Here is a 14,676-nt window from a genome sequence, read left to right on the forward strand (position 1 = left end):
CATCTTTAAAAGCATAGCCCGGGCCACCTGAACCATTACCGGCAGGATCTCCCCCCTGAATCATAAAATCTTGTTGGTCACCATTCCCTAATGTGATAACTCTGTGGAATTTTAATCCGTCATAAAATGGTTTTCCTTTAAATTTAGCATCAGTAACTGAGGCATTTGTACCTTCAGCCAATGCAATAAAATTGGCTACTGTAATAGGTGTTTTTTTGTATTCTAACTGTATCACAATTTTACCTTTATCGGTATCGATTTCGGCAAAGATACCTTCGTTAGTAGCAGTTATTGTCTGAGTTCCAGGAGTAGCTGCTTTTTTTACCGCTACCGGTGCTTTTCCTTTTGGTGCTGCAGTCTTGCTTTTAGTTTGAGCAAAGCCGTTGGTTAAACCGGCTACAAGTAAGAACAGCATGGTGATTTTAATTCTCATCTTTATTTTAATTTTATTTATTTAATAGTTCAACTTCAAAAATCAAATTGGCATTTGGCGGTACAACATGGCCGGCACCTTGTTCGGCATAACCCAAATTACTCGGGATGAAAAATACAGCTTTTTCGCCAAACTTTAATTTACTCACGCCTTCTACAAATCCGGGAATCAGTTTGTTGGAACCCATTTGGTATGGTAAGCTCGAATACCCGTTTTGCATCGCTCTTTGTTCATCAAACATACCAAATTGTTTGGCCACTTCCGGACTGCTGGTGTCAAAAAGTGTACCGTCTTCTAAAAATCCGGAATAATTCATATAAATCATATCACCGTCTTTTGGTTTACCGTCACTGGAAGTTTTTAAAATTTTAAATTTAAATCCGCTGGATGTTTTGGTCGCTATATTTTTTATGTTTTTGAAGTACAAGGCTTTTTGTTCTTTAACAACCTTGTATTTTTCATCATAGATTCGTTTGTTTTCCGCATCTATCAAAGCTTGTTTTTTCTGATTTTCTATTTCCGATTTAAAATAGTCATTGAACACCTTCACAGCATCAAATTTCTTTACCTCTTCTCCTTTACGAATAATGGTAACCGTATTCATAACATCGCCTTGTACAATCGAATTAACTACTTCCATGCCTTCTAACACTCGACCAAAAACGGAGTGTTTACCATCTAACCAAGGGGTTTCTACATGGGTGATAAAAAACTGACTGCTGTTGGTATTCGGACCTGAATTGGCCATCGATAATACGCCGGGTTTGTCGTGTTTTAAGTCGGTGAACTCATCTCTGAATTTATAACCGGCATCGCCCGATCCATTGCCGATAGGATCTCCGGTTTGTATCATAAAATCGGCTATTACTCGGTGGTAAAGTAAGCCGTCAAAGAAAGGTTTTCCTTTTAAATCAGCCGGTACAAAACTGTTTTTCCCTTCGGCTAAAGTCACAAAATTGGCGACGGTGATGGGCGCTTTTTTATAATCGAGCTCTACTATAATATTGCCTTTTGAGGTTTCAATTTCGGCGTATAAACCGTCTTTTAAGTCTTTGTGCTCGTCTTTGCAAGATAAAAAAGCAAAGGAAATGAGCGTCAATAATAAAAGTTTCTTGATCATTGGTGTAATTAATTTTCGGTTTTTAATTTGGTTTCAGGCTTAAAATCGTGTAAAGTAACGGTGCAAATTAAAGGTTGATTGGAACCAATGCGTTTGTTGTCGCCATGGTAACCGAAGGCCATATGGGATGGGAATAAAAAAGAGACTTTTTCATTTTTACGCATCAGTTTAATTCCGTCTCGCAAACCCATCATGATGTTTTGTTTGTCAACAACATAGGTTTGTGGACGCAATTCAATTTCAGAGTAAACTACATTACCTTCAAAATCTTTAATTTCATAGTCGAAAGAGGCTACATCCCCTTTTTTAGGTCGGAGTGTATCTTTTTCATTTCGAATTTCATAATGATACCAATAGCCTTTTTTAGAAGCTAAATATTTTACTTTGGGATTGCTTTTAATGATAGAATCAATTTGAGCTTCTTCTCCAGCGATCAGCTTTTTATTGCGTTCAATAGATTCTTTCATAAATGTTCCTGATGACCTTGAAACAGGCATGCGAGCTTGTTGCTGTTTGCAGCTGATTATTGTGGTCAAAACCATTAGTAAGACAGCGATTCGGGTTATATTTTTCATAAACTAAATGGTTATTTTTGAAATTAAAGTTTCAAATTTTTTAATGGTTTCTTTCAAGCTTTCGTACGACTTACCTCCTGCAGCATTAATGTGTCCGCCACCGTTGAAATGGTCTCTGGCGAATTGATTTACATCAAAATGACCTTGCGATCGGAAGGAGATTTTAATAATATTTTCGTCTCTGTGTTCAATAAAAATGGCTGCAAAATGAATGCCTTTAATGGTTAAACCGTAGTTCACTATGCCTTCGGTATCGCCTTTTTCATATTGGAACTCATCGAGTTCTTTTTGCGAAAGCGTGATATAAGACGTTTTGTATTCCGGGAAAACTTTCATGTTTTGCAATGCTCTTCCTAAAAGTTGCAAACGATTGTATGAATTGTTGTCAAAAAGCTGGTTGTGAATATCACTGTTGTCAATTCCTAAATCAATCAATTCGGCTACAATTCGGTGAGTAGTTCCCGTTGTCGATGGAAAGCGAAACGACCCTGAATCTGTAGTAATTCCGGTATAAATACAAGTAGCTATAGTTTTATCAATTAAATCTTTATGACCTAAAAAGGTAATAAAATTGTAAACCATCTCACAAGTCGAGCCAAAAATGGTATCAGAGTAAGTATAAGTGGCATAATTATCCGGCTTTTGATGATGGTCAATCATAATCATTGGAACAGTAACTTTATTGAGCACTTGTTCCATTTCACCGGTTCGGTGTAATGCGTTGAAATCTAAAGTAAAGACTATTTCGGCATCTTTAATCATTTGTGCACAGTTCACTTTGTCATTTTCATAAATCAAAACCGTTTCGGAACTTGGCAACCAAGCTAAGAAATTCGGGAAATCATTCGGAGCAATAACGGTTGGTTTGTGATTCAATTTCAATAGAAAATGATACAATGCCAAAGTTGAACCCATGGCATCACCATCCGGACTTCGGTGAGGAATAATTGCAATTTTTTTTGGCGCAGCCAATAATTGTTGGAGAGCAAAAATGTCTTCTTTTTTCATAGAGGGCGAAGTTACATTTTTTTCAGGAATTTGGAATTATTTGGAGACAAAAAGTCCGAACCAAACGGCAAAAAGTCCGAGTAAAATGCTTAAACCTATATATCCGAAAGCCAACAAAGAATTGTGGTTTTGGAACAAGTTATAATTTTCCATTCCAAAGGTAGAGAAAGTCGTGTAACCGCCACAAAACCCGGTGATTAAAAACCACTTCAAATTACTGTCGGTCAACTGGTTTTTGTCTAAAATACCGATAAACAATCCAATCAAAAAACATCCAATAATATTGGCAAGGAATGTCGCCAACGGAAAGTGATTCGACCAAAATTTCGACACCAAAACAGTCGTCAAAAATCTCAACACACTGCCTAATGCGCCGCCTAAAGCTATGTATAAAATGGTTTTAAACATCTAGTTTTTCTTATTGCGATTGACATTGGAATTGATTTTTTTGGGTAAACTGGCTTCTTCGGTTTTGCTTGAAGGCGCGATGAGTTGGTTCAATTGCTTGATTTCGACCTCGGTTAATTCTCGGTATCTGCCAACGTGTACATCCAACGAAATATTGATGATGCGTGTTCTTTTCAGCGCTGTAACTTCGTAGCCTAAATACTCGCACATTCTACGGATTTGGCGGTTCAAACCTTGCGTTAAAATTATTCTGAAAACGTATTTGCTGATTTGTTCAACCTTACATTTTCGGGTTACTGTATCTAAAATCGGAACGCCGTTCCCCATTCGTTCTATGAATCGGTCAGTAATCGGACGATTTACGGTTACTATGTATTCTTTTTCGTGGTTGTTTCTGGCCCGTAGAATTTTATTCACGATATCACCGTCATCGGTCATGAAAATAAGCCCTTCACTGGCTTTGTCTAATCGGCCAATCGGGAAAATGCGCTTGGGATAATTGATATAATCCACTATGTTATCGCGTACTTTTTGATTCGTAGTACATTCTATTCCAACTGGTTTGTAGAAAGCCAAGTAAGTTGGTTTTTCGGTTTTTTCACGGATTAGTTTTCCGTCTACTCGTATTTCATCTTCTACGGAAACTTTAGTGCCTAGTTCGGGTACTTTTCCGTTGATGGTAATTCGGCCTTGTTCCAATAATTTATCAGCTTCGCGACGCGAACAAAATCCGGATTCGGACAAGAATTTGTTGATACGGGTTTGGTTGATTTCCATAGGGCAAATATAACACAATTTCGACACACTGATTCTTGATAAGTCCGTTGATAAATTGGTTTCAAAAAATGTAAAAAAGGTTGGTAAGTTTTAAGTTTTTCCTATTTTTACGAGCATGAATATACAAGGCAAACTTATAATAATTGGCGGTGCCGTTGACAAAGGAAGTTTTACTGAAACCGATTTGGACAAAAGCGCTCCGCAGAATTTGAATTTCTTTGAAGAAGGTATTTTAAAACGCATCATCAAAGAATCAAAAAACAAAGAACTATCGAGAATTGAAGTGATAACCACCGCTTCAAAAATCCCTAGAGAGATTGGCCCCGAATACGTAAAAGCCTTCAATTACCTGGGGGCACATAACGTTGATGTACTCCATATAGAAAGGAGAGAGCAAGCTTCCGAAACGGAAGTTTTAGAGCGATTAAAAGCTGCTGATGTTGTTATGTTTACCGGTGGTGATCAGTTGCGTCTGACTTCTATTTTAGGCGGTACGCCATTCGATGATATCCTGATCAGTAAATACCGAAACGAAGATTTTGTTTACGCCGGAACTTCAGCCGGTGCGGCCGCAGCTTCTAACAATATGATTTACCAAGGCAGCAGTCATGAGGCATTGTTGAAAGGCGAAGTGAAAATTACTTCAGGATTAGGGTTGATTGATGACGTGGTTATTGATACACATTTTGTACAAAGAGGACGTATTGGTCGTTTGTTCCAAGCGGTAGTCGGTAATCCGAAAGTATTGGGTATTGGTTTAGGAGAAGATACCGGATTGTTGATCACTAATGGTCGTCAAATGGAAGCTTTAGGTTCCGGTTTGGTGATTTTGGTTGACGGACGAGAGATTAAAGACACCAATCTCACCCAAGTTGAATTGGGTCAGCCTATTTCCATCAATCATTTGGTAACTCACGTCATGAGCAAAAATGACACTTTCGATTTGGATACTTTTAAAATGAAGATAAAGTCTTCACAATACGTTTAAATTTTAAATATCAAATTACAGATATTAAATATGATTTAAAACACATATATCTAATATTTAAAATCTAATATCTAATATTTCAAAATGAAAATAATCATCCACGGCGGATTTTTCTCGGAATCTTCTACCAATCACGAAACTAAGGTGGCGAAACAGCAAGCGTTGTTGCGTATTGCTAAGGAGTCATATGCCTATTTGCAAAAGCATACGGCTTTGGAAACGGTAGTGTATGCGGTGTCACTTTTGGAAGACGATGCGTTGTTCAATGCGGGTATTGGTTCCCAAATTCAAAGCGATGGAAAAATCCGGATGAGCGCTTCTTTGATGGATGGTTCAACGATGAAAATGAGTGGTGTGATTAATATTGAATCAGTAAAAAATCCGGTACAAGTAGCTCAAGTTTTATTGAATTATGACGATAAAGTTTTGGGTGGAAGCGGAGCAACCCATTTTGCACGCCAACACGGATTTGAAGAATTCTCTACCGAAGTTCCGCAACGCAGGGCTGAGTATGAAGCCAAATTGGCCGCAACCGGAAGCGGAACAGTAGGTTGTGTTGCTTTAGATGCCGAGGGAAAAATTGCCGTAGCCACTTCAACAGGAGGAAAAGGTTTTGAGATACCGGGTAGAATTTCAGATTCGGCTACTGTAGCCGGAAATTATGCGAACGCCTATTGTGGAGTAAGTTTAACCGGAGTTGGGGAAGACATAGTAAGCGGTGCTGTAGCTGCCAAAATAGTAACTCGAGTGACCGATGGCTTTACTTTGGCACAAGCTTTTGAAAAAACGTTTAACGAATTAAAACCTTTTGATGGTTTTGCCGGTGCCATCGCTATTGACCACAAGGGTAATATTTTCCATCAAGATTCGCATCCGAGTATGGTTTTTGCCAGTTTTGATGGTGAGCACGAAGAGGTTTTTAATTAATACAATTTGTATCAAATAAAAAATCCCAACTGAAAGGTTGGGATTTTTGTTTTTTATAAATTTATTGTTTGATAATTTTAATTGTTTTTGAAGTACTTCCATGGTTGAGAGTAAGAAAATAAAGTCCGGATGAATGATTGCTCAAGTCAAATACTTCAATTTGTTGACCCACTGCTGAATCTTTTCTAAATTCACTGATTAATTGCCCTTGAATGTTGGTTAACTTTATCACGGTAAATGATTCTGTATCTAAGTAATAACTGAGTGTGAAATGACCATTAGATGGATTGGGTGCTATAATTGATTTTGAATTAACACTTACTAAATCATCATTATTTAACGTAGAGGTAGGACAAGTTACAAACTGAAGTGTATTAGAGGCTGTATTAGTGCCTATCCCTAATTGTCCTTCCATATTTCTTCCGGTTGACCATAAATCTAAATTGGTTTCCAAGGCTAATGAATGAACATCTCCGGCTGAAATGGATTGCCAAGTATTTCCAACGCCCACTTGATTAAAAGCATTTACATTGGTATTATTAGCCAGCCCTAGTTGACCACTGGTATTGAAACCACTTGACCAAAGGGTATTATTATTTTTGATGATTAATGAAAAAGTATTTCCTGCGGATATGGCTATACACAACGATGGCGTTCCATCAATACTAAAACTAACTGCATTTGGTACGTTAGTGGAAGTATTTGTACCATCGCCTAATTGTCCATTGGTATTATTGCCCCAAGTGTAGAGGAAATTACTATTGTCTGTAGCAATGCTATGATTAACTCCTGCTGAGACTAAGAGCCAATTAGATAAGGTACCAATTTGAATGGGAATCAAGCTAGTTGTATTATTGCCATTTCCAAGTTGCCCCGATGCATTATTTCCCCAAGCCCAGAGCGTCCCGGTTGTTTTAACCCCTAAAGAATGTTGATCTCCTGCATCAATTCGCAACCAATCAGTAGCAGTCCCAATTTGAATAGGGACATTTTGATCAACGGTTGTATTGTCTCCTAATTGCCCTGTATTATTCAAACCCCAAGCTCAAAGTGTGCCATTATTCTTTATTGCTAAACTGAATCTATTTCCGGCCGAAATTTCTACCCAATCCGTTGCCGTTCCAATTTGTGTTACATTTGGTGTAGCCGAATTAAAAATTGCATTGCCCAATTGTCCGAATTGCCCGTTTCCCCAAGCCCATAGTGTTCCATTGGTTTTCAATGCTAAAGTATGAACGGCACCTGCAGAAACAGTTAGCCAGTCATTTGCCGTTCCAATTTGTGTAGGTAGATTTTGATCCGCTAAGTTAGCCAATCCTAATCCGAGGCGGTTGCTGTTTTGTCCCCATCCCCATAATGTTCCATCTGATTTAACACCCATACTGAAATTTTGGCCTGCTGATATAACTCTCCAACATCCGTTAGAGCCTTGACCAAAAATCAAGGTGCAAAAGAGTAATAATTTGTAAGTGAGTAGTTTTCTTTTCATAATTGGTTGTTTTGGTTAGTTGTATTTATTTCATCTTATAATTCTTTAAACCTGAATTATAAAACTAAGTTAACTATAAAATGGATAGGGTATGTTATTTCCAAAAAAAATCCCAACTGAAAGGTTGGGATTTTTTGGTTTAGTAGACTAAGATTATTTTATTGCTAAAGCATTGTCGATTAAAAAACTGATGTAGTTTCTGTGTGCTCTGGTGCTTTCATCTGATGAAGAAGCAGTGGTTAACATCAATTTGATTTTCTTTAAAGTTTGACGTGCTGCTGCTCTTGAGATGTCATCATGACGATTTTTCGGATCATTTACATCGGCGATTTCGATTACTTCTTTTACAAAATAGGTTTGTAAATATTGACGATGCATGTTTACTTTTCCAACCAAATCCGCATTGAAAACCCCATTAGTCAAGTCGGTCATCACTTCGGCCACCGTATAAGTATTACCATATAAACTAGTATTGGAAATTCTTTGTAGAGTAGTTGGGTGTAAAATATGGCCTAAAGTAGCATCGGTTTGGATAGATTGGTAAATGGAATTCAGCTTAGGATCTTCGGTTGAAGAGAAGAAACTGAAACCGCGTCTTTGCATTTGTAAATAAGGATATAAAGAAGCATCAGCATCAAAAGCATTAGGCGCTAATACATATTTGTTCAATATTTCAATCGCTCTTTTTTGTTGCGCTTTGGTAACCGGTGTGAATGGTTTTGCAGTAGTATTTTGACCAACATAGCTTCGGTCAACAAAAACACCTCCAACATAACGACTTACCACGGCAGCCATATTTCTTCTTTGACCGTTAAGCATGTTGAATCGATTTCTTAATTCAGCATAGCTTTCTCCGTTTTTGCTGTATTTGGCTTTTAATTTAGACATTACGTTGTTAACGATTTTAAAACGTTCTTCCGCATTGCCAACTGCATCGCTACTCAAATCGTTTACCATTACTCTCGGGTCGATAGCTTTCCCCGGAGATCTCATGTCATCAGCGTCATTTCCGAAAGCCAAATTAGGATCGGTACTTCTGCTAAGGATTTTTTGCAATTCGGCTTCTTCTGATTTTTCGTCAAATTCTTTGTATCCAAACTCAATGGCCCATAAATCATAAGGACCTGGTTTTGTAGTGTAGAAATTTCCTTGTTTGGTTTTATCCAATGAAAGGTTGATGGCCGGATAATCCATTACTGAACCAATTAAACCAATTTTTTCGGTGATGGCAGTATTGTGTAAGTCGGCCGGACTCAACATTTGGCTCGATTTCATGTTGTGGTTCAATCCTAAAGTATGACCCATTTCGTGTAAAACCAAATAGTATAAAAATTCTTTGTGTGCTCTGGAAATTGTTTTTGGATCTTCTGAATTTACTTCGGCAAAAGTAGTACCTAACAAAAATTGACTTTTTAACTCATTGGCCAAAGTACAAGCAGTGCCATCTTTGTGGAAATGAATATTTAAATTTTCGCTTGAACCTTCATTTTTAAACGAAAACAATTCGTCCATGGTTGGCGTGCTGCTGCCGGAATACCATTCGATAGTAATATCTGAACCTAAAATTTGACCGGTTTTCGGATTGGCAAAACTTGGTCCGATGGCACCGTAGCTTGGGTAAGCGGAAGAAACCCAACGAATGACATTGTAGCGAACATCTCCGGCATCCCAATCGGCATCATCGGGTTGAATTTTCATCACTACCGCATTCTTGAAACCGGCTCTTTCAAAAGCTTCATTCCATTTGTTTCCGGCTTCCATCACCGTTTGTCTGTATTCTATCGGTGTGGTATTCTCAATCCACCAAACAATTGGCTCCACTGGTTCGCTTAAGGCAGCAGTCGGGTCTTTTTTGGTCAAATACCAACGGTTGATGATGTCTTTGTAGGGTGTTGCTTTTACACTCGTTAAATCTGTTACGGTTTGGCCGAAATACCCAATGCGAGAATCATCTCTACGCGGTTTGAAATTATTAACCGGCATTTCGAGGAAAGTATGTTGCATGCGAACACGAACATAACGGGCATCGGTAATGTCTTCACCACCGCCGTTCATTGGCGCAGGATTATCATAAGCCAAATCTACAGTAACGTCGGTATTGTTAGGGTAAGAGCGAATGCTGTGGTATTTTGATTTTGCGGAATTGAAATTTCCTAAATTAAAAAATGCTCCCGGGGGTATTCCAGGTGGCATGATTGGTTTTACAGGATCGAGTTTTTCGCTTAAGAACAAACCATCGGCTGCAATTAAATAACCGGTGCTGTCTTTGGCTACAATTTTTTCGGCTAAGAAGATGGCTTCGGCAATATCCGTTCCGGCTGTCTTACTTACAGCGTTGTTTTTGTCGTAATAAAAGTTGGTATTAACCAAACCGAATTCAATTTTATCATTCGCTTTTTTGATATTAAACACGTTAGTAGCTCTATGCATACTTTGGTTTAAGCCTAAAGTAGTTGGGCCACTCATGGAATAACTTTGGTAAATAAATTCTTTGTCTAATTGACTTTTTTTGATAAAAAGCTGGATGCTTCCGGTTACGGTGTCTTGATAAATGGTAAACAAACCTTCCGATTTTTTACAGCTTTTTATTTTATCTGTAATAGAAACTTTTGGTGCTTTTTTTTCTTTTACAGAGTCTGTTTTAGTTGTTGCAATTTCCTTTTTATTTTTCTTTTTGCGTTCTGATTTGTCTTGAGCAACAGTGACTCCTGTGCACAATAAAAACGCCAAAGAATAAAACAATGAGAGTTTGAGTTTGTTCATAATGGGTGTTAAATGTAGTGATGAAAATTTAGTTAAAATAAAACTGTAGCAAATTAAGACTAATTTATAGATTTAATCTGGTGTTAAGATTTTTTTAACGGAGTGTAAAACAAAAAATCCCAATCGTAAGATTGGGATTTTCTGTTTGTAAGTAAGTTAAATCGTGGTTGTACAAACGTTTTATTTCACTTTATTCACGACAGCTTTGAAAGCTTCCGGGTGGTTCATAGCTAAATCAGCCAATACTTTACGGTTCAATTCGATTCCGTTTTTCTTAACTAATCCCATGAATTGTGAATAACTCATTCCTTCCAAACGAGCTCCGGCGTTGATACGCTGAATCCATAAGGCTCGGAAGTTTCTTTTGTTTTGCTTTCTATCGCGGTAAGCATAAAGCATTGCTTTTTCTACTGCGTTTTTAGCAACTGTCCAAACGTTTTTACGTCTACCAAAGAAACCTTTGGCTTGCTTCATTATCTTTTTTCTTCTTGCTCTTTTAGCAACTGAATTTACTGATCTTGGCATAATTTTTCTGTTTTTTTGTAGCAGGCGTCCCGAATTGAATCAAGGGAACTTAAAGCCGTACTCCAAGGTTATTAAATGATTTTTTAACCTAAAGAAAGCTAAAGGCTTGCAGCTGTTGGCTGTTAGCTATTAGATAATTCTTAATTGTTCTTTCACGCTTTTCATGTCTGTTGGGTGAACCAAAGCAGAATGTGTCAACGCAAGTTTACGCTTTTTAGATTTTTTAGTCAAGATGTGACTTTTAAAAGCGTGTTTTCTCTTGATTTTTCCAGAGCCGGTTACTTTGAATCGCTTCTTAGCACTGGATTTTGTTTTCATTTTAGGCATTTTTTCCTAGTTTATTTAATTTAACTTACTTACTTTTTTTCTTAGGCGCAATGAACATAATCATACGCTTTCCTTCTAATACCGGCATAGCTTCCACTTTACCGTATTCTTCCAAATCTTGTGCTAAACGCAACAATAAAATTTGACCTTGCTCTTTATAAATGATAGAACGTCCTTTAAAAAACACAAAAGCTTTTAATTTTGAGCCTTCTTTTAAGAACTTTTCAGCATTTTTTCTTTTAAATTCATAATCGTGCTCATCAGTTTGAGGTCCGAAACGAATCTCCTTTACTGTAATTTGCGTTGATTTTGCTTTTAATTCTTTTTCGCGTTTCTTTTGTTGGTAGATGAATTTACCATAATCCATCAGTTTGCAAACCGGTGGTTCGGCATTGGGGGATATTTCCACCAAATCTACTTCAAATTGTTCCGCTAATCGAAGCGCTTCAGAAGTTTTGTAAACTCCCGGCTCAATATTTTCACCTACTAATCGAACTTCAGGAACACGAATCAATTCGTTGATTCTGTGTGCTGCTTTTTTCTCTTCTCTAGGTTGGTAACCTCTGTTGTTTCTAATTGCTATGGCTCTATAATTTTAGTTAAACTTCAAATGTTTTTAATGTTTTGGCAATTTCTTCGTTAACAATTCTCGCAAATTCTTCAATGGTAACTGTGATATTGCCTTTTCCTTCTTGACCGTGACGACGAACAGAAATGGTTCCGTTCTTTTCTTCTTCTTCCCCAACAATCAGCATAAACGGCATTTTTTGCACTTCTGCTTCTCTGATTTTTTTACCAATCGTCTCGTTGCGGTTGTCAATTAGGGCGCGAATTTCGTGATTTTCTAGCAATTCTAAAACTTTTTTCGCATAATTTTCATATTTCTCACTCAAAGACAAGATAATAGCTTGTTCTGGCATCAGCCATAATGGGAAGTTTCCGGCCGTATGTTCCAGTAAAATAGCGATAAAACGTTCCATCGAACCAAAAGGCGCTCGGTGAATCATCACCGGACGGTGTAATTTGTCATCGGCTCCTTTATAAGTCAATTCAAATCGCTCCGGTAAATTATAATCTACCTGTATGGTTCCCAATTGCCATTGTCTGCCTAAAGCATCTTTCACCATAAAATCCAATTTCGGGCCATAGAATGCCGCTTCGCCACTTTCAATAACGTAATTCAATCCCTTGTCACGTGCTGCACTGATGATAGCGTTTTCGGCTTTTTCCCAGTTTTCAATACTTCCTATATATTTATCCGGATTGTCTAAGTCGCGAACGGAAACTTGTGCAGTAAAGTTTTCAAAACCTAACGAGCCAAAAACATAAAGGACTAAGTCAATCACTTTTTTAAATTCCGAATCCAATTGATCCGGTGTACAAAAAATATGCGCATCATCCTGAGTAAAGCCACGTACACGAGTCAATCCATGCAATTCACCACTTTGCTCGTAACGGTAAACCGTTCCGAATTCAGCATAACGCTTTGGTAAATCTTTGTATGACCATGGTTTGTTGTTGTAAATTTCACAGTGGTGCGGACAATTCATTGGTTTCAACAAAAACTCTTCGCCTTCTGCCGGAGTATGAATCGGTTGGAAACTGTCAGCACCATATTTAGCGTAATGCCCTGACGTCACATACAATTCTTTCTGCCCAATATGCGGTGTCACCACTTGTTCGTAACCGGCTTTTTTCTGAGCTCTTTTCAAAAATTGCTCTAATCGGTCACGCAAAGCAGCGCCTTTTGGTAACCACAACGGCAAACCTTGCCCTACTTTTTGAGAGAAAGCAAACAATTCTAATTCTTTGCCCAGTTTTCTGTGGTCTCTGCGTTTGGCTTCTTCTAATAGTTCTAAGTAATCTGTTAAGTCTTTTTGTTTCGGGAATGAAACGCCATAAACACGAGTCAATTGCTTGTTTTTTTCATCTCCGCGCCAGTAAGCTCCGGCAACGCTCATGATTTTCATGGCTTTGATGATTCCTGTATTAGGAATATGACCACCACGACACAAATCAAAGAAATTCGAGTGATCGCAAAAAGTAATCGTTCCGTCTTCTAAGTTGGAAATTAATTCCGTCTTGTATTCGTTGTTTTTGTATATCTCCAAGGCTTCTGCTTTTGAAACCGAACGCATCTTAAATTCATGCTTCTCTCTCGAAATTTCCAACACTCGGTCTTCTATGGTTTTAAAGTCAGCATCAGTGATTTTTTTATCCCCAAAATCAACATCGTAATAGAATCCATTGTCAATCGCCGGACCTAAAGTTAATTTTATACCCGGGTAAATCTCTTCTAAAGCTTGCGCCATTACGTGTGAAGTTGAATGCCAGAAAGCTTTTTTACCTTCTTTGTCATTCCATGTATATAATACAAGAGAACCGTCGGTGGTTAGTTGGGTTTCAGTTTCAATCGTTGTACCATTAAAAGATGCCGAAATCACATTTCGCGCTAATCCTTCACTGATGCTTTTCGCAACATCCATCGGAGTTGTGCCTTTTGCAAACTCCTTAACCGAACCGTCAGGTAGAGTAATCTTTATCATTCCTAAAATTTTATGGACTGCAAATATAACAGATTAACAAAACACATACAATATATATAGTGTAATAAAGGAAAGATTTATAATGAGCGAAAGGTTCGGGACTTATCAGTGATCTGCATTCCCGCTTTTCGGGCTACGCGGTAGCCACTGCAATCGGGGCTATTTAGTGGTCTTTGGGTTTGTATTTGTTAAATTTTTGAAAAATGGTTTTTACAAAAATCATATTATCAGGGTTTTAAAAAAAAGAATATAAAAAGGTTATTTTTTATTTGGATTGGGAGAAAAAAGATTTCTATATTTGCACCCCGCAAGAGAGGAATTGTACATTGATAAACTGTAAAACGAGGAATTTAAAATAAATTCAAAAATAATTTTAAAAAGCCTTGTTAGTTTAAAAAAGATGCTTACTTTTGCACCCGCTTTGAGAATGAAAGTGGTATTAAAAAAGAAGAATACGTTCATAGACATATTGAATTGACAGCCGTCTCGTTGATAAGACGAGACAACAAAAAGAGAGTAAGTGAATCGAGAGATTTGAAAAAGACTAGCCTTTGTCTATAAAATTGCTCGTAAGAGCGCACAATATACGATGAAGAGTTTGATCCTGGCTCAGGATGAACGCTAGCGGCAGGCTTAACACATGCAAGTCGAGGGGTATAGGAAGCTTGCTTCCTAGAGACCGGCGCACGGGTGCGTAACGCGTATGCAACCTACCTTTTACAGAGGGATAGCCCAGAGAAATTTGGATTAATACCTCATGGTATATATTATTCGCATGTTTGATATATTA

15 protein-coding genes and 1 rRNA gene are annotated in these 14,676 nt (G+C 37.8%); 3 read left to right on the top strand and 13 right to left on the bottom strand.

The features are described 5' to 3' along the window. From ACIQ32_RS08585 to rluF, 6 genes are all read right to left on the bottom strand, one after another. Nucleotides 1-433 (bottom strand): peptidylprolyl isomerase (locus tag ACIQ32_RS08585; RefSeq protein ID WP_396195278.1); only part of this gene is annotated, 433 nt, incomplete at its 3' end. A 13-nt stretch (nt 434-446) separates the two neighbouring features. Next, a complete protein-coding gene (locus ACIQ32_RS08590; protein ID WP_396195279.1) occupies nt 447-1,553 on the bottom strand; it encodes a peptidylprolyl isomerase in 1,107 nt (368 codons plus the stop codon). Nucleotides 1,554-1,561: 8 nt separating this feature from the next. Next, the gene (gene gldI / locus ACIQ32_RS08595; RefSeq protein WP_396195280.1) at nt 1,562-2,128 is read right to left on the bottom strand and encodes a gliding motility-associated peptidyl-prolyl isomerase GldI; all 567 of its coding nucleotides are present in this window, start codon (nt 2,126-2,128) and stop codon (nt 1,562-1,564) included. Between the two features lie 3 nt (nt 2,129-2,131). Beyond that, a complete protein-coding gene (locus ACIQ32_RS08600) occupies nt 2,132-3,136 on the bottom strand; it encodes a bifunctional oligoribonuclease/PAP phosphatase NrnA (protein WP_396195281.1) in 1,005 nt (334 codons plus the stop codon). Nucleotides 3,137-3,172: 36 nt separating this feature from the next. Then, nucleotides 3,173-3,544 (bottom strand): fluoride efflux transporter CrcB, encoded by a 372-nt coding sequence (crcB, locus tag ACIQ32_RS08605; protein WP_396195282.1) that lies wholly within the window; start codon nt 3,542-3,544, stop codon nt 3,173-3,175. After that, nucleotides 3,545-4,321, bottom strand: coding sequence for a 23S rRNA pseudouridine(2604) synthase RluF (gene rluF, locus ACIQ32_RS08610; RefSeq protein WP_396195283.1), 777 nt, complete (start codon nt 4,319-4,321; stop codon nt 3,545-3,547). A gap of 115 nt (nt 4,322-4,436) precedes the next feature. Between rluF and ACIQ32_RS08615 the strand changes: the two genes are divergently transcribed. After that, entirely contained in the window at nt 4,437-5,309 is an 873-nt protein-coding gene (locus ACIQ32_RS08615; RefSeq protein ID WP_396195284.1) for a cyanophycinase, read from the top strand. Between the two features lie 84 nt (nt 5,310-5,393). Continuing rightward, nucleotides 5,394-6,236, top strand: a complete 843-nt coding sequence (locus ACIQ32_RS08620) for an isoaspartyl peptidase/L-asparaginase (protein WP_396195285.1) — start codon at nt 5,394-5,396, stop codon at nt 6,234-6,236. Nucleotides 6,237-6,297: 61 nt separating this feature from the next. On the opposite strand, the gene ACIQ32_RS08625 is transcribed toward ACIQ32_RS08620, so the two are convergent. From ACIQ32_RS08625 to thrS, 7 genes are all read right to left on the bottom strand, one after another. Then, entirely contained in the window at nt 6,298-7,272 is a 975-nt protein-coding gene (locus ACIQ32_RS08625; RefSeq protein WP_396195286.1) for a T9SS type A sorting domain-containing protein, read from the bottom strand. A gap of 9 nt (nt 7,273-7,281) precedes the next feature. Further along, nucleotides 7,282-7,725, bottom strand: a complete 444-nt coding sequence (locus tag ACIQ32_RS08630; protein ID WP_396195287.1) for an RCC1 domain-containing protein — start codon at nt 7,723-7,725, stop codon at nt 7,282-7,284. 153 nt (nt 7,726-7,878) lie between these two features. Then, entirely contained in the window at nt 7,879-10,488 is a 2,610-nt protein-coding gene (locus ACIQ32_RS08635) for a zinc-dependent metalloprotease (RefSeq protein ID WP_396195288.1), read from the bottom strand. Nucleotides 10,489-10,668: 180 nt separating this feature from the next. Continuing rightward, nucleotides 10,669-11,013 carry a 50S ribosomal protein L20 gene (gene rplT, locus ACIQ32_RS08640; RefSeq protein WP_169522733.1) on the bottom strand — a complete coding sequence of 115 codons (345 nt, stop codon included), beginning with the start codon at nt 11,011-11,013 and terminating at the stop codon, nt 10,669-10,671. 129 nt (nt 11,014-11,142) lie between these two features. Beyond that, a complete protein-coding gene (gene rpmI, locus ACIQ32_RS08645; RefSeq protein ID WP_396195289.1) occupies nt 11,143-11,340 on the bottom strand; it encodes a 50S ribosomal protein L35 in 198 nt (65 codons plus the stop codon). A 25-nt stretch (nt 11,341-11,365) separates the two neighbouring features. Continuing rightward, nucleotides 11,366-11,917 (bottom strand): translation initiation factor IF-3, encoded by a 552-nt coding sequence (gene infC, locus ACIQ32_RS08650; RefSeq protein ID WP_396195291.1) that lies wholly within the window; start codon nt 11,915-11,917, stop codon nt 11,366-11,368. Between the two features lie 22 nt (nt 11,918-11,939). Further along, complete coding sequence (gene thrS, locus ACIQ32_RS08655; RefSeq protein ID WP_396195290.1) at nt 11,940-13,886, bottom strand: threonine--tRNA ligase; 1,947 nt, start codon at nt 13,884-13,886, stop codon at nt 11,940-11,942. Nucleotides 13,887-14,472: 586 nt separating this feature from the next. Between thrS and ACIQ32_RS08660 the strand changes: the two genes are divergently transcribed. After that, a 16S ribosomal RNA gene (locus tag ACIQ32_RS08660) occupies nt 14,473-14,676 on the top strand; the annotation flags it as partial.

Source organism: Flavobacterium sp. (genome assembly GCF_044373165.1).
GTDB lineage: Bacteria > Bacteroidota > Bacteroidia > Flavobacteriales > Flavobacteriaceae > Flavobacterium.

Bases quoted from the DNA above. Each gene is read 5' to 3' on its own strand.
- ACIQ32_RS08630 (WP_396195287.1), bottom strand. From the start codon at position 7,725: ATGAAAAGAAAACTACTCACTTACAAATTATTACTCTTTTGCACCTTG.
- ACIQ32_RS08635 (WP_396195288.1), bottom strand. From the start codon at position 10,488: ATGAACAAACTCAAACTCTCATTGTTTTATTCTTTGGCGTTTTTATTG.
- rluF (WP_396195283.1), bottom strand. From the start codon at position 4,321: ATGGAAATCAACCAAACCCGTATCAACAAATTCTTGTCCGAATCCGGA.
- ACIQ32_RS08600 (WP_396195281.1), bottom strand. From the start codon at position 3,136: ATGAAAAAAGAAGACATTTTTGCTCTCCAACAATTATTGGCTGCGCCA.
- ACIQ32_RS08620 (WP_396195285.1), top strand. From the start codon at position 5,394: ATGAAAATAATCATCCACGGCGGATTTTTCTCGGAATCTTCTACCAAT.
- crcB (WP_396195282.1), bottom strand. From the start codon at position 3,544: ATGTTTAAAACCATTTTATACATAGCTTTAGGCGGCGCATTAGGCAGT.
- gldI (WP_396195280.1), bottom strand. From the start codon at position 2,128: ATGAAAAATATAACCCGAATCGCTGTCTTACTAATGGTTTTGACCACA.
- ACIQ32_RS08615 (WP_396195284.1), top strand. From the start codon at position 4,437: ATGAATATACAAGGCAAACTTATAATAATTGGCGGTGCCGTTGACAAA.
- rplT (WP_169522733.1), bottom strand. From the start codon at position 11,013: ATGCCAAGATCAGTAAATTCAGTTGCTAAAAGAGCAAGAAGAAAAAAG.
- thrS (WP_396195290.1), bottom strand. From the start codon at position 13,886: ATGATAAAGATTACTCTACCTGACGGTTCGGTTAAGGAGTTTGCAAAA.
- ACIQ32_RS08590 (WP_396195279.1), bottom strand. From the start codon at position 1,553: ATGATCAAGAAACTTTTATTATTGACGCTCATTTCCTTTGCTTTTTTA.
- rpmI (WP_396195289.1), bottom strand. From the start codon at position 11,340: ATGCCTAAAATGAAAACAAAATCCAGTGCTAAGAAGCGATTCAAAGTA.